At 74.3% G+C, this 13,429-nt stretch carries 15 protein-coding genes; 9 read left to right on the forward strand and 6 right to left on the reverse strand.

All coding sequences use genetic code 11. The features are described from left to right. Positions 1 to 22: 22 nt before the first annotated feature. The 6 genes from VMF51_RS13400 to VMF51_RS13425 are packed head-to-tail and all read left to right on the forward strand — an operon-like array spanning position 23 to position 5,506. Positions 23 to 874: an STAS domain-containing protein gene (locus VMF51_RS13400; protein ID WP_325474942.1), complete on the forward strand. Its 852-nt coding sequence runs from the start codon at positions 23 to 25 to the stop codon at positions 872 to 874. Next, the gene (locus tag VMF51_RS13405) at positions 874 to 1,275 is read left to right on the forward strand and encodes an STAS domain-containing protein (RefSeq protein WP_325474943.1); all 402 of its coding nucleotides are present in this window, start codon (positions 874 to 876) and stop codon (positions 1,273 to 1,275) included. The genes VMF51_RS13400 and VMF51_RS13405 overlap by 1 nt, the downstream gene beginning before the upstream one ends. Then, entirely contained in the window at positions 1,256 to 1,669 is a 414-nt protein-coding gene (locus VMF51_RS13410; RefSeq protein WP_325474944.1) for an anti-sigma regulatory factor, read from the forward strand. The genes VMF51_RS13405 and VMF51_RS13410 overlap by 20 nt, the downstream gene beginning before the upstream one ends. Continuing rightward, complete coding sequence (locus VMF51_RS13415; RefSeq protein WP_325474945.1) at positions 1,666 to 2,667, forward strand: ATP-binding protein; 1,002 nt, start codon at positions 1,666 to 1,668, stop codon at positions 2,665 to 2,667. Before VMF51_RS13410 ends, VMF51_RS13415 begins: the two co-directional genes overlap by 4 nt. Next, the gene (locus tag VMF51_RS13420) at positions 2,664 to 4,004 is read left to right on the forward strand and encodes a HAMP domain-containing sensor histidine kinase (protein ID WP_325474946.1); all 1,341 of its coding nucleotides are present in this window, start codon (positions 2,664 to 2,666) and stop codon (positions 4,002 to 4,004) included. The genes VMF51_RS13415 and VMF51_RS13420 overlap by 4 nt, the downstream gene beginning before the upstream one ends. Beyond that, positions 4,001 to 5,506 (forward strand): SpoIIE family protein phosphatase, encoded by a 1,506-nt coding sequence (locus tag VMF51_RS13425; protein ID WP_325474947.1) that lies wholly within the window; start codon positions 4,001 to 4,003, stop codon positions 5,504 to 5,506. Before VMF51_RS13420 ends, VMF51_RS13425 begins: the two co-directional genes overlap by 4 nt. A gap of 3 nt (positions 5,507 to 5,509) precedes the next feature. Here the strand turns inward: VMF51_RS13425 and VMF51_RS13430 are convergent, their stop codons facing one another. From VMF51_RS13430 to VMF51_RS13440, 3 genes are read right to left on the reverse strand one after another with little or no spacing between them, the layout of a single operon-like run. Next, the gene (locus VMF51_RS13430; RefSeq protein ID WP_325474948.1) at positions 5,510 to 6,421 is read right to left on the reverse strand and encodes a pseudouridine-5'-phosphate glycosidase; all 912 of its coding nucleotides are present in this window, start codon (positions 6,419 to 6,421) and stop codon (positions 5,510 to 5,512) included. Beyond that, positions 6,418 to 7,515 (reverse strand): PfkB family carbohydrate kinase, encoded by a 1,098-nt coding sequence (locus tag VMF51_RS13435; RefSeq protein ID WP_325474949.1) that lies wholly within the window; start codon positions 7,513 to 7,515, stop codon positions 6,418 to 6,420. The genes VMF51_RS13430 and VMF51_RS13435 overlap by 4 nt, the downstream gene beginning before the upstream one ends. Positions 7,516 to 7,535: 20 nt before the next feature. After that, entirely contained in the window at positions 7,536 to 8,759 is a 1,224-nt protein-coding gene (locus tag VMF51_RS13440; RefSeq protein ID WP_325474950.1) for a YibE/F family protein, read from the reverse strand. A gap of 35 nt (positions 8,760 to 8,794) precedes the next feature. On the opposite strand from VMF51_RS13440, the gene VMF51_RS13445 reads away from it, so the two are divergent. Continuing rightward, entirely contained in the window at positions 8,795 to 9,193 is a 399-nt protein-coding gene (locus VMF51_RS13445) for a hypothetical protein (RefSeq protein ID WP_325474951.1), read from the forward strand. 130 nt (positions 9,194 to 9,323) lie between these two features. On the opposite strand, the gene VMF51_RS13450 is transcribed toward VMF51_RS13445, so the two are convergent. Further along, entirely contained in the window at positions 9,324 to 9,698 is a 375-nt protein-coding gene (locus tag VMF51_RS13450; protein ID WP_325474952.1) for a hypothetical protein, read from the reverse strand. 79 nt (positions 9,699 to 9,777) lie between these two features. Here VMF51_RS13450 and VMF51_RS13455 point away from each other — a divergent pair, with 79 nt between their 5' ends. Next, positions 9,778 to 10,158, forward strand: a complete 381-nt coding sequence (locus tag VMF51_RS13455) for an MmcQ/YjbR family DNA-binding protein (protein WP_325474953.1) — start codon at positions 9,778 to 9,780, stop codon at positions 10,156 to 10,158. Here the strand turns inward: VMF51_RS13455 and lhgO are convergent. Next, positions 10,155 to 11,348, reverse strand: coding sequence for an L-2-hydroxyglutarate oxidase (lhgO, locus tag VMF51_RS13460; protein WP_325474954.1), 1,194 nt, complete (start codon positions 11,346 to 11,348; stop codon positions 10,155 to 10,157). The two genes, VMF51_RS13455 and lhgO, sit on opposite strands and share 4 nt — an antisense overlap. 101 nt (positions 11,349 to 11,449) lie before the next feature. Here lhgO and VMF51_RS13465 point away from each other — a divergent pair, with 101 nt between their 5' ends. Next, on the forward strand, positions 11,450 to 11,881 hold the full coding sequence (locus VMF51_RS13465; RefSeq protein WP_325474955.1) for a hypothetical protein: 432 nt from the start codon (positions 11,450 to 11,452) through the stop codon (positions 11,879 to 11,881). On the opposite strand, the gene VMF51_RS13470 is transcribed toward VMF51_RS13465, so the two are convergent. Further along, complete coding sequence (locus tag VMF51_RS13470) at positions 11,871 to 13,301, reverse strand: short-chain fatty acid transporter (RefSeq protein ID WP_325474956.1); 1,431 nt, start codon at positions 13,299 to 13,301, stop codon at positions 11,871 to 11,873. The genes VMF51_RS13465 and VMF51_RS13470 overlap by 11 nt on opposite strands. Positions 13,302 to 13,429 lie beyond the last annotated feature (128 nt).

Consider the following 13,429-nt stretch of genomic DNA (forward strand, 5'->3'; position numbering starts at 1 on the left):
GGCGAAGGTAAAGGAGCGCGCAGTGGCTGAAGGCACGACGAACGGGTGGCCGGAGCTGCTCCGCGACCACCGGGACGCGGTCCTGGCCCGCTGGACCGAGGCGGTGCAGAGCACCCTCGCCGGCCGGATGACGGCGTCCGAGTCGTCCCACGACATCCAGGAGGTGTACGACGCCCTCCTGGCCGGCGCCTCCGGCGGCGACCAGCGCGACGTGCGCGCCACCTCCTTCGACGGCCTGCGCGCCCTGCTGGCGGACCTGGCCCGGGCGCGGGCGCGGCAGGGCTTCAGCCCGACCGAGACCGCGGTCAGCGTCTTCGCGCTCAAGGACGCCGTGCTCGGCGTGCTGGAGGCGGGCGGCGACGCGGCCGACTACCGCGCCTTCGCCGACCTCTCGCGGGTCGTCGACGACCTCGGCCTCTACATGCTCGAGACGTACGCCGCCGCGCGCGACACCGTGATCGCCGAGCAGGCCGAGACGCTGCTCGAGCTGTCGACCCCGGTCGTGAAGCTCTGGGACGGCATCGTCGCGCTGCCGCTGGTCGGCACCCTCGACTCGGCGCGCACCCAGGTCGTCATGGAGGCGCTGCTCCAGGCCCTGGTCGACACCGGCTCCGAGCACGCGATCATCGACATCACCGGCGTCGCCGCGGTCGACACCCAGGTCGCGCAGCACCTGCTGAAGACCGTGCAGGCCGCCCGGCTGCTCGGCGCGGAGTGCATCATCTCCGGCATCCGCCCGCAGATCGCCCAGACGGTCGTCGCCCTCGGCATCGAGTTCGGCGACATCCAGACCAAGGCCAACCTGTCCGACGCGATGCTGCTGGCGATGCGGCGCTCGGGTCTCGACGTCGTGAGCGGGCGGGGTCGCGGCTGATGGAGCGGGTGCCGATCCTCCGCATCGGGGACGTGCTCCTGGTCTCGATCCAGATCGACCTCCAGGACCACATCGCCCTGCAGCTCCAGGACGACCTGAGCCAGCGCATCGTCGACACCGGCGCGAAGGGCGTGCTGATCGACATCTCCGCCCTCGAGATCGTCGACAGCTTCGTGGGCCGGATGATCTCGACGACGGCGGCCGTCTCGCGGGTGCTCGACGCCGAGACCGTGGTCGTCGGCATGCAGCCGGCGGTGGCCATCACGCTGGTCGAGCTCGGCCTCACCCTCCAGGGCGTGCGCACCGCGCTCGACGTCGACCGCGGCCTCGCGCTGCTCGCCCAGCGCACCGGTGGCGCGGCGACACTCCTGGCGCAGGACGATGACCAGCCCGGCGACTGAGACCGTCCCGCACGCGGTCCAGAGCGACGCGGACGTGGTCCGGGTCCGGCAGGCCGTACGCGACCTCGCGGTCAGTGCGAAGCTGTCGCTGGTCGACCAGACCAAGCTGGTCACCGCCACCAGCGAGCTCGCGCGCAACACCCTGGTGTACGGCGGGGGCGGCGAGGTCCGGGCCGCGCTCGTGGAGCGGGCCGGCCGGATCGGCATCGAGATCGTGTTCAGCGACGACGGCCCGGGCATCCCCGACGTCGACCTGGCGCTCACCGACGGCTGGACGAGCGGCAGCGGCATGGGCCTCGGACTGTCCGGCACCAAGCGGCTGGTCGACGAGTTCGAGATCGACACGGCTCCCGGCGCGGGCACCCGCGTCCGGATCCTGAAGTGGAAGCGGTGAGCACCGCCGGCGAGATCCTCGCCGACGACGTCTGGATCGCCGTCGACGACGTGTCTGCGGTGGCGACCGCGCGCCGGCGCGCCGCGGCGCTGGCGGCGACGGCGGGTCTCGGCACCGAGCGGATCGGCGAGGTCGAGATCGTGGCGAGCGAGCTCGCCACCAACCTGGTCAAGCACGGCGGCGGTGGGGACCTGGTGCTCCGGCGCCTCTCGGACGGCGGGCTCCAGCTGCTCGCGGTCGACTCCGGCCCCGGGACGCGCAACCTGGAGGCCCTCGTCGGCGACGGCGTCTCCACCGCGGGCACGCTCGGCGTCGGGCTCGGCGCCGTACGGCGGCTCTCGACGCGGTTGGCGCTGTGGTCGCAGCCGGCGCACGGGGCCGTCGTCGCGGCGGACGTCGCCGCGACCTCCGAGCCGTCCCGCGTGGGCCACCTGACGCGCACCCTGCACGGGGAGAGCGTCTGCGGCGACACGATCGCGGTCCGCGCGGTGCCCGGCGGCTGGCTGCTCCTCGTGGCCGACGGCCTGGGCCACGGCCCGCTGGCCGCGGAGGCCTCGCGGCGTGCCGCCGAGGTGCTGAGCGACGGCCGCGCCGTCGCGCCCGGCGAGGTCGTCGCCCGGATGCACGCCGCGCTCACCGGCACCCGGGGTGCCGCCGTCGCGGTCACCCGGGTCGACCTCGCCGCACGGACCGCGACCCACGCCGGGGTGGGCAACATCAGCGGGCGGGTCGTCGACGGATCCGGACGCTCGCGCGCGCTGATCTCGCAGCCGGGGATCGTCGGGCACCGGCTGCCGCGGGTGCGGGAGGCCGTCGTACCTCTCGACGACGCGCGGCTCGTCGTCCTGCACAGCGACGGCCTCACCGAGAAGTGGAACGGCGCCGACCTGCCGGACGTCGACCGGCACGGACCCTCGGTGTGCGCGGCGCAGCTGGTCCGCGACGCGGGGACCCGCCGCGACGACGCGAGCGTGCTGGCCCTGCGGGTGACCCCGTGATCGCGGCCGGGCTGCACGAGCTGGCGACGCTCGCGATCGCCGAGGACGGCGACGTGTTCACCGCCCGCCAGCTCGGCCGCGACCTCGCCGACGCGCTCGGCCTGGACCGGCTCGACGCCACCCGCGTCGCCACCGCGATCAGCGAGCTGGCGCGCGAGGCGGCCGGCGCCGGGGGCGGCTCGGTCGCCTTCGCCGTCCGTGGCGGCGGCGACCTGGTCGCCACGGTCATCGCCCGGGGACTGCCGGTCGACCACCCGTCCGTGCGCTCGGCGGAGCGGCTGCTCGACGGCGTCACGCACCACGTCGACGGCGCGACGACGACCCTGGTGCTGACCATGGGGACCTCGTCGGTCGTCACCTCCGACGACGTGGTGCGACTGCGCGACCTGGCGGCGCGACAGGCGCCGACCAGCCCGCTGGAGGAGCTGCGCCACCAGCACGAGGAGCTGCTCACCGTCCTCGACACGGTGCGGGCCAAGAACGCCGAGCTGGAGCGGCTCAACCTCGAGCTCGAGGAGACCAACCGCGGGGTGATGGCGCTCTACACGGAGCTGTCCGGAGAGCTGGAGCGCACCAACCAGGGCGTCGTCGCGCTCTACGCCGAGATCGACGAGAAGAACGACCGGCTGAGCGCCGCCAGCGAGGCGAAGAGCCGCTTCCTGCGCAGCATCAGCCACGAGCTGCGCACCCCTGCGAACTCCGTCCTCGGCCTCACCCGGCTGCTGACCGATCCCGGCGCGGGTCCGCTCACCGACGAGCAGGCCGAGCAGATCGGCTTCATCCGGACCAGTGCCACCGACCTGCTCGCGCTCGTCGAGGAGCTGCTCGACCTGGCCAAGGCCGAGTCCGGACGGCTGGTGCCCGAGGTCCGGGACGTCGACCTCGCCGCCGTGCTCGACGAGCTGGCGGTGATGACCGGGCCGCTGCTGCGTCCCGGCGTACTCCTCGAGGTGGAGGTGCCCTCGCCCCGCCCGGTGATCCGCACCGATCCCGACCTGCTGCGCCACGTGCTGCGCAACCTGCTCAGCAACGCCGCCAAGTTCACCGCCGCGGGGACCGTCACCCTCGCGGTCGCGACGGGTCCGGAGGGGACCACGGTGAGCGTCGCCGACACCGGCGTCGGCATGGGCGCCGAGGAGCGGGACCGGGTCTTCGAGGAGTTCTTCCAGGCCCGGACGCCGCTGCACGCGACGACCAATGGCACCGGCCTCGGCCTGTCCTTCGCGCTCGGGGTGGCGCAGGCGCTCGGCGGTGACATCACCGTCGACAGCACCCCCGGCACCGGCAGCCGGTTCACGCTGCACCTGCCCCCCGACCCGCCGGAGGCGACCTCGTGAGCACGCCGCTGATCCTGGTCTGCGACGACACCCCCGCCAAGCGCTACGTGCTGGCGAGCTGGCTGCGCCGCGGCGGGTACGACGTCGTCGAGGCCGACACCGCCTCCGGGGCCGCGCACACCTTGCACGAGCACCGGATCGACCTGGCGGTGCTCGACGTCCACCTCCCCGACGGCAACGGGCTCGACATCACCCGCGCGATCCGCGCCGACGCCGAGCTGCGCGGGACCCCCGTCGTCCACGTGTCCGCGGTCGCGATGGAGACCTCCGACAAGGTGACCGCGCTCGACCAGGGCGCCGACGCCTACCTCGTCGACCCGATCGAGCCCGAGGAGCTGCTCTCGACGGTCCGTGCGCTGCTGCGCTCCTCCGGGGCGCGACGCGAGGCCGAGCTGCTGGCGACCCGTCTCGGGCACCTCAACCGCGCGGCGGTCCGGCTCAACGTGGCGGCGAGCGTGCCGCGGCTGGTGGAGGCGGCCGCCCGCGCCGCCGCCGAGGTCCTCGGGGCACCCGCGACGGCCGTGCTGCGGGACGACGAGGGCGGGACGTGGCGGGTCACCCTGCTCGCCGCCGACCAGGCGGCCTCCGCCGTACCCGTCCCGGCCGAGCAGGTGGAGGGCTGGGCCGACCAGCTCCCGGCCGCGTCCGGCTCCTGGACCGGGTCGCCGGTCCGCGTCGCCGGCACCGTCGAGGGCGTCGTCGCCGTGGCCGCCACCGACGACCCCGAGGCCCGCGACCAGGCGGAGGTGCTGCTCGCCCGGCTCACCCAGGCGACCGCCGTCGCCCTGGAGAACCTGCGCGCCCTGGCCTTCGAGCACCGCACCGCGCTGATGCTCCAGCGCAGCCTGCTGCCCGGCGCGCTGCCGGAGCCCCCGGGCCTGCGGGTCGCCGCCCGCTACCGCGCCTCCCAGCAGCAGGTCGAGGTCGGGGGCGACTTCTTCGACGCCTTCGAGGTCGACGGGCACTGCTTCCTGGTCATCGGCGACGTGCAGGGCCACTCCCTGGAGGCCGCGGTCGTGATGGCCGAGCTGCGCTACTCCCTGCGGGCCTACGCGTACGACGGGCACGGGCCGACCGGCGTCCTCGACCGGCTCGACTCGCTCCTGGACCGCTCCGGCTCGGACCTCATCGCCACCGCCTGCGTCGCCGTGATCGCCCCCGACCGCAGCCGCGTCGAGGTCGTGGTCGCCGGCCACCCGTCCCCGCTGCTGGTCCGCGACGGCGCCACCCGCACGCTCACCGCCGTCGGCCCGCTGCTGGGGGCCGTGATGGGCACCCATCCCGTGACGGCGTACGAGCTGGAGCCCGGCGACCGCCTGGTGATGTTCACCGACGGCCTGGTCGAGCGGCGCGGCCAGCACCTCGACGCCAACCTCGACCTCCTGGCCGGCCAGGTCGCCGGCGCGTCCGGGGACAGCGGCGAACAGCTCGCCGAGTCGCTCCTCACCACCTGGGGCGAGAGCGAGGACGACGTGGCGCTGCTGGTGGTCGACGTCGGCTGAGGATCAGCCGGCGTACGCCACCGCCACGGCGGCGCCGAGCCGCGCGTTGGCGCGCACGAGCGCGATGTTGGCGGTGAGGCTGGTGCCGCCGGTGATCTCCACGATCCGGCCCAGCAGGTACGGCGTCGCGTCCTTGCCGTGGATGCCCAGCGCGTCCATGTCGGCGAGTGCCCGGTCGATGATCCCGCCGATCTCCTCGGCCGGGATCTCATCCTCGGCGGGGATCGGGTGGGCGACGACGAGGCCGCCCCCGAGGCCGAGGTCCCACTTGGCCCGCATCACGGCGGCGATCTGCTCGGGACCGTCGACCCGCATCGGGGCGGCGTGCCCGCTGGAGCGGGAGTAGAAGGACGGGAACTCGTCGCTCCCGTCGACCAGCACCGGCACGCCCAGCGTCTCGAGGGTCTCCAGGGTGAGGCCGATGTCGAGGATGCTCTTCACGCCGGCGCTCACCACGGCGACGTCGGTGCTGCCGAGCTCGGTGAGGTCGGCGCTGACGTCGAAGGTCTGCTGGGCGCCGCGGTGCACGCCGCCGAGACCCCCGGTGACGAACACCTTGATGCCGGCCAGCGCCGCGAGCCGCATGGTCGCGGCGACGGTGGTGGCGCCGTGCAGGCGACGGGCGACGACGTACGGCAGGTCGCGCACGCTCACCTTCGTGACGTCGCCGTGGCTGGCCAGCAGCTCGAGGTCGTCGGCCGAGAGACCGATCCGGGGGACGCCGTCGAGGACCGCGATGGTCGCCGGGACGGCGCCGTGCTCGCGCACGATGCCCTCGACCTCGGTGGCCATCGCGACGTTCTGCGGGTACGGCATCCCGTGGCTGATGATCGTGCTCTCCAGTGCGACCACCGGGCGGCCGTCGCGCAGCGCGGCGGCGACCTCGTCGGTGACGTTCAGCAGCGGGTGGGTCATGCGTGTCTCCTGACGAGGCGGTCGGTGAGATCCGGACGGACGGTGTGGGTGCCGGCGATGGTGAGCGCCGCCGCGGCGTGGCCGTACGCCGCCGCCTCGGCCTCGCCCTCGCCGGCCAGCACGGCGTGGCAGAAGGCGGCGAGCATGGCGTCGCCGGCGCCGGTCACGTCGACGACCTCGGGGGCCGGCACCGCGGCGAGCTCGGTCCGGCCGTCGGGGCCGCTGAGCAGCGAGCCGCGCTCCCCCAGCCGCACCCAGACGTACGACGCCCCGCGCGCGTGCAGGTCGTCGACGGCGCCGGCCAGCTGGCTCTCGGTCCTGACGGGCCGGCCGGTGAGGGCGCCGAGCTCGTCGCGGTTGGGGGTGACGGCGTACACCGGACGACCCGGGTCGAGCAGCGCGCGCAGCGGCTCGGCCTTCGGCACGCTCACCGGCTCCAGGACGACCCGGACACCGGCCGCCGCGGCCAGGTCGAGCGCATAGGCGAGGGTGGGCGCGGCGAGGTTGCCGTCGAGCACCACGAGCGAAGCGGCGGCCACGAGGTCGCGGGCCGCGCCGACGTCCGCGGGGGCCAGCTCGTCGGTCGCGCGCATGTCGGAGACGGCCACGACGAGCTCGCCGTCGGCGTCGAGGACCGCGGTGTAGGTGCCGGTGCCGTGCGGGCTGCGGCGTACGTGCTCGACGCGGACGCCGGCGTCCGAGGTCGCCGCGAGGACCTGGTCGCCGAGCGGGTCGGCACCGACGGCGGCGACCAGGTGGGTCCGGGTGCCGAGGCGGGCGAGGTTCTCGGCGACGTTGCGGCCGACGCCGCCCGGCGCGAACGAGGAGCTGCCGGGGTTGCTGGTGCCGGGCCGGGCCTTCCGGGCGCTGCGTGCCTTGACGTCCATGTTGGCGCCACCGACCACGACGACGGACGGCCCGTCGCCGAGGACGTAGCCGCGGCCGAGGATCGCACCCTTCTTGCCGAGGTTCGACAGGTGCACGTTGACGGCGGCCCGGGTGGTGCCGAGCGCGTCGGCGATCCCCTCGGAGTTCAGCAGCGGGTCGCGGCGCAGCAGGGCCACGATCTCGCGCTCGCGCTCGGTCAGACTCACCCTTAGAACTCTAAAGGGCCTTAATCTTTGTTAGCAAGGCCCGCCGGCACGGTCACGGCCGCGATGGCCGTCGTGACCGGGACGGCGAGGACGAGGCCGATGCTGGTCGCCAGCGTGCGGACGACCTCCTGGGCGATCTCCTCGGTGGCGAGCAGGTCGGCGACCGGGAGGCCGTAGAGCTGCAGCACGAGCAGGACGGTGAGCGCGGTGCCGGCGTACGCGAAGACGATCGTGTAGATCGTGGACGCGATGTGGTCGCGCCCGATCCGCATCGCGCTGGCGAAGACGGTCGCGCGCGACATCCCCGGCGCGGCGGCCCGCAGCTCCCACACCGCGGAGGACTGGGTGATGGTGACGTCGTTGAGCACGCCCAGTCCCGCGATGATCACCGCGCAGGTCAGCAGGCCGGTGAAGTCCAGGCCCGGCGCGAAGGTGGTGAGCGTGTTGGCGCCCTCGTCGGCGACGCCGGTCAGCCGGGTGGCCCCGACGGCCAGCCAGCCCAGGAGGACCGTCAGCAGGACGCCGACGTGGGTGCCGGCGAGGGCCGCGCTGGTGCGGATCGAGAAGCCGTGGGTGGTGTACAGGACGACGTACAGGATCGCGGCGGAGCCGACCAGGCCGACCGCCACCGCGGACTCCCCGACCAGCAGCGCGGGCAGCACGAACTGCCACAGCACCAGCCCCGCGAACACCAGTCCGACGAGGGCGAGCACGCCGCGCAGGCGCGCGACCGCGACCACCACCAGCACGAAGAGGCCGCCCAGCAGCCAGATCGGGCTGGTCCGCTCGACGCCGAACCAGCTCACGCGGGCCGGCTCGCCCTCGGCGCCCGGCGTGCGGACCAGGCGTACGTCGTCGCCCGTCGTCAGGTCCGACGCGAGCACCTGCGGCGGCACGGTCAGCCGGGTCGGCTCGCCGTCGACGTCCACCACGATCTGCCCGCACGCCGACCCGTCGTCGCCCTCCGCGCACGCGGGCTCGACCTCGACGACCTCGGCGGCCGGGAAGGTCACCCCCTCCGCCGCGAACGGCACCGAGTCGGCCAGCTTGTCGACCTCGTCGCCCGCGGGCCACAGCACCCAGACCCCGACCAGCGTCGCGAGCCCGACCAGGCCGAGGAAGCCCAGCAGGACGGCGCGGGCACCGCGGGTGACCGGCACGTCGGGCGCGTCGCCGTGGCCGTGGCCGTGCCCGTGAGGGACGGTCGCGCGCCTGTCTCGTCGGTGGGAATGCGCGCCGGCCATGGCCCCATCCTTCCTGACCTGCCTACGCTGCTGACATGTCCCTCGCCCGCACGACCGCCCGTGTCGCCCTCGGCTCGATCATGACCTTCGCCGGCGTCACCCACCTGACGACCGCCCGGGAGGAGTTCCAGGCCCAGGTCCCCGACTGGTTCCCGGTCGACGCCGACACCGTCGTGCTCGCCTCCGGCGCCGTCGAGATCGGCCTCGGCGCCGCGTTCGTCGCGCTGCCGAAGCACAAGCGCACCGTCGGCGCGATGCTGGCGGCGTTCTTCGTGGTGATCTTCCCGGGCAACATCGCCCAGTACGCCGAGCACACCGACGCCTTCGGCCTCGACACGGACACCAAGCGGTTCGTCCGGCTGTTCTTCCAGCCGGTGCTGATCGCCTGGGCGCTCTTCGGCGGCGGGGTCCTGCGCGACCGCAAGCGCGCCTGACGGCGTACGCCGGCTGAGCCGTCCGCCGCCGGCCGCGCTGTAACGCGGTGTTCGCCGGACTGGTGCGGTGCTGCGACACCGCACCAGGTCGGTGGACACCGCGTTACAGCCGGGCCCGGCGTACGCCGACCTACTGCGGGTAGCCGCCGTCCTTCAAGCCGGCCTCGACCTCGAAGCGGTTCATCCGGCCGGGACGGCCGACCTCCTCGACCAGGTAGCGGACCGGGAAGGTCAGGCCGTGGCGCGCCCACTGGTCGGCGTGCACGGCCTCGTGCCGCAGCAGCGCGGCGCTCGGCTCGCGGCGGGTGAGGAACACCCCGCCGACCGTGGTGCCGGCGCGCGCGAATCCGGAGACCATCCCGGTGGCGACGACCAGCTGCGTCGCGGGGTCGTAGCGCAGCTTCGCCCGCCACAGCCGCGCCCACAGGATCGCGACCGTGGTGGCGAGGAGCGAGCCGACCGACCCGCGGGCGGCCTGCTGACGTTCCTCGAGGCTGATGGTCATCGGTGCTGCTCCTCGTCGTCGTACCGCCCGGGGCGGCCCCCGAGCGGACTGTCGGTCCTGGGCGTCATCATGTCGTGTTGTGGCTGTGCGTCCCGAGGTTCCCGAGGAGTGGGTACGCCGGATCGGCGCCGTGCTCGAGGTGCTGCCCGAGTGCCGGCGCGTCGACGCGTGGGTCGGCGTCCAGTGGAAGGTGGGGTCCACCAGCGTCGCGCACGTGTTCGGCGGCGAGGACCAGCTGTTCCGGATCGTCTTCCACGCCGACCCCGACGAGGTGATGGCGTTCCAGCACCTGGGTCCGCCGTACTTCCGGGCCGGCTACGGCCGCGACGTCGTGGGCCTGCTGCTCGACGACGGCACCGACTGGGAGGAGCTCGCCGAGCTGCTCACCGACGGCTACTGCCGCCGGGCACCCGAGCACCTCGCCGATCTCGTCCCGCGGCCTCCGGCCCCGGACGGCTAGAGCCCCATCTGCGCGACGACGTGCTCCGCGATGGCGAGGCTGGAGGTCGCCGCGGGCGAGGGTGCGTTGCGCACGCTGGTGACCCCGTCGGACTGCTGGATGACGAAGTCGTCGACCAGCGAGCCGTCGCGCTCGAGCGCCTGGGCGCGCAGGCCGAGGCCGCTGCGGACCACGTCGGACGCCTCGATGCCGGGGACGTAGCGCTGGGCGGACCGCATGTACGCCCGCTTCGAGAGCACCCCGCGCGCCTCGGTGACGCCCGTGCGCCAGTGCTCGCCCGCGAACCGCCAGAAGCCGGGGAAGCCCAGGGTGTCGCCGAGGTCGCGCGCGGAGAAGCTCAGCCGTCCGTACGCCTGCCGGCTCAGCGCCAGGAACGCGTTCGGCCCGACCTCGAGACCACCGTCGACGCGGCGGGTGAAGTGCACCCCGAGGAACGGGTAGCGCGGGTCGGGGACCGGGTAGATCATGCCGCGGACGTGCTCGCGCTTGGCCGCGACGACGCTCATGTACTCGCCCCGGAACGGCACGATCCGCGGCGTCGACGGGCCGCCGACCAGCCGGCCGAGCCGGTCGGACTCCAGGCCGCCGCACACCACGAGGCGGTCGAAGCGGTGCGGTCCGCGGTCGGTCGTGACCTCCACCCCGCCGACCCCGCGGCGTACGCCGGTGACCGTCGTCGCCAGGCGCACCTCGCCGCCGGCCGCCTCCACGTCGCGCCCGTACGCCGCCGCGACCGCGACGTAGTCGGTGATGGCGGTGACCGGCGAGTGCAGGGCCACCAGCCCGGCGGCGTGCGGCTCCACGTCGGTGATGTCGCGGCCCTCGATCCGGCGCAGGCCGGGCACGCCGTTCTCGGTGGCGGTCCGCTCCAGCGCCTCGAACCGGCCCAGCTCGGCCGGATCGACCGCGACGACGAGCTTGCCGCACTCGTCGTACGGCAGCCCGCGCTCGGCGGCGTACTCCTTCAGCAGCGCGCGGCCCCGCGTGCACAGCTGCGCCTTCAGGCTGCCGGGGCGGTAGTAGATCCCGGCATGGACCACGCCGGAGTTGTGCCCGGTCTGGTGCGCGCCGAGCCGGTCCTCCTTCTCCAGCACGACGACCCGGGTGCCGGGGTGACGCAGGGTCAGCTCGCGGGCGACGGCGAGGCCGACGATCCCGCCGCCCACGACGCCGATGGTGCGCTCGCTCATCTGACCCCCTCACGGCCGGCGCGCTCGGCCGGGTGGCGCGACGGTACGACGGCGGGCGGACGCGGGGGAAGGCTCCGGCCCACCTGGTAGACCTGGGAGTCGTGAGCTCCTCCCGTACCTTCCGTCCCGCCGAGCAGGTCCTCCAGGCCGTGGCCACCGCCGCGTGGCTGGCCGTCCCCGACTACACCTCGCGCCCGCTGACCCGTCGTACGGCGCGGGCGGTCGTCCTCGCCGCGGCGACGGGTGCCGCCGTCCTGCTCGAGTGGCGCGCGCCGGCGGAGCAGGAGTCGGACGAGCCGGGCGAGCCGGGCGCCGAGACCGAGGTGCGCCCGGTCGTCGCCGCCGCGGCGATCGCCGCCGGGACCATCGGATCGGTCGGCGGCCGCCGGGCGACCCGGGCGGCGGCGCGCCGACTCGAGGCGCGCGGTGTCCGGCGGCCCTGGACCGTCGTCGGCCTCGGCACCGGCGCCGTCACCCTGGCCCTCTCGGCCGCGCAGGCCCGGTGGCAGCACCGGGCTGCCCCTAGGGCATGACCGGTGGCTCGTAGTCGAAGGTCATGCCGAGCAGCCAGAGCAGCAGCAGGACCACCGGCAGGTGGAAGAGGAACTGCAGGAACGTGAAGCCGACCAGGTCGCGCGCCCGCAGGCCGAGCACGGCCAGCAGCGGCAGCATGAAGAACGGGTTGACCAGGTTCGGCAGCGCCTCGGCGGCGTTGTAGATCTGCACCGTCCAGCCCAGGTTCATCTGCACGTCGGTGGCCGACTGCATGACGTACGGCGCCTCGACCAGCCACTTGCCGCCACCCGAGGGCACCAGGATCCCGAGCAGCGCGGTGTAGAGCGCGATGACCACGGCGAAGCCGCCGCTGCTGCCGATGCCGGTGAACAGGTCGGCGAGGTGCTCGGAGACCGTCATCCCGCCGCGACCCTCGGCCCGGGTGAGGATCGCGGCCATGGCGGCGTACAGGGGGAACTGGACGAGGACCCCGGCTGTCGCGGGGACGGCCTTGGCGGTGGCGTCGAGGAACGCCCGCGGGGTGCCGTGCAGCACCAGGCCGAGGACCAGGAACACCAGCAGGTAGGCGTTGAGGCTGCTCAGCACGGTGAGCACCGGCAGGTCGACGAACTGCCAGACCAGCCACACGAGGGTGATCAGACCGAGGAAGCCCGGCAGGATCCGCGAGTGCTCCAGCCACTCGCCGGGCCGGGTGCGCACCGGGGTCGGCGGCACGGTGTCGTCGAGGTCGACGCCCAGGTCCTCGGCGGTCTTGACCGCCTCGCCGCGCGGAGCGGACGCCCACGCCACGGCGACACTGAGCGCGATCAGGATCGCCGCCATCAGCAGCGACTGCCAGGTCAGGATGGTGGCGCCGAAGTCGAGCACCCCGGTGATCTCCAGCAGCTCGGGCGGCAGCGACTCCGGGGTCGCCTGCAGCTGGGCCGCCGAGGAGGAGAGGCCGAGCGCCCACACCGCCCCGAGGCCGAGGTACGCCGCCGCGCCGAGCGCCCGGTAGTCCGCGCGCAGGTCCGGGCGGCGTGCGATCGCGCGGGCGAGCAGCCCGGAGAAGACCAGGCTGAGGCCCCAGTTCACCATCGAGACCAGGCACGAGAGCAGCGCGACGAACGCGACGGCGCCGCGCGGGGTGGACGGGACCGTGGCGATCCGCAGGATCAGCCGCGCGACGGGCGGCGAGGTGGCGACGATGTAGCCGGTCAGCACCACCATCGCCATCTGCAGGGTGAACGCGGTCAGGTCCCAGAAGCCGCCGCCGAACGCGTTGGCCACGGTCTTCGGGCTGGAGCCGTTGAGCAGGGCCGCGACGGTCACCACGAAGACGCCGGCCAGGGCGAACACGTAGGCGTCGGGGAACCACTTCTCGGTCCACGCGGCACTGCGTTGGGCGAACCGGGCCAGCCCGCGCTCCTGGGTCTGCGTCGGTGCTGCCTGCGACATCTACTGCTCCTGGGGTCGGTGACTCGGGGTCCGGGGGTGGGCGCAACCCCGACCCCATGCCCGATAACCGGACACCCGAACCGTCCCCGCGGACGCCGATCGAGCTCGCTGCCCGCCGAGTCGGCAGA

The sequence above is a fragment of the Nocardioides sp. genome (genome assembly GCF_035503875.1).
Lineage (GTDB): Bacteria > Actinomycetota > Actinomycetes > Propionibacteriales > Nocardioidaceae > Nocardioides.

Bases quoted from the DNA above. Each gene is read 5' to 3' on its own strand.
- lhgO (WP_325474954.1), bottom strand. From the start codon at position 11,348: ATGAGCGAGCGCACCATCGGCGTCGTGGGCGGCGGGATCGTCGGCCTC.
- VMF51_RS13410 (WP_325474944.1), top strand. From the start codon at position 1,256: ATGACCAGCCCGGCGACTGAGACCGTCCCGCACGCGGTCCAGAGCGAC.
- VMF51_RS13470 (WP_325474956.1), bottom strand. From the start codon at position 13,301: ATGTCGCAGGCAGCACCGACGCAGACCCAGGAGCGCGGGCTGGCCCGG.
- VMF51_RS13440 (WP_325474950.1), bottom strand. From the start codon at position 8,759: ATGGCCGGCGCGCATTCCCACCGACGAGACAGGCGCGCGACCGTCCCT.
- VMF51_RS13445 (WP_325474951.1), top strand. From the start codon at position 8,795: ATGTCCCTCGCCCGCACGACCGCCCGTGTCGCCCTCGGCTCGATCATG.
- VMF51_RS13405 (WP_325474943.1), top strand. From the start codon at position 874: ATGGAGCGGGTGCCGATCCTCCGCATCGGGGACGTGCTCCTGGTCTCG.
- VMF51_RS13450 (WP_325474952.1), bottom strand. From the start codon at position 9,698: ATGACCATCAGCCTCGAGGAACGTCAGCAGGCCGCCCGCGGGTCGGTC.
- VMF51_RS13430 (WP_325474948.1), bottom strand. From the start codon at position 6,421: ATGACCCACCCGCTGCTGAACGTCACCGACGAGGTCGCCGCCGCGCTG.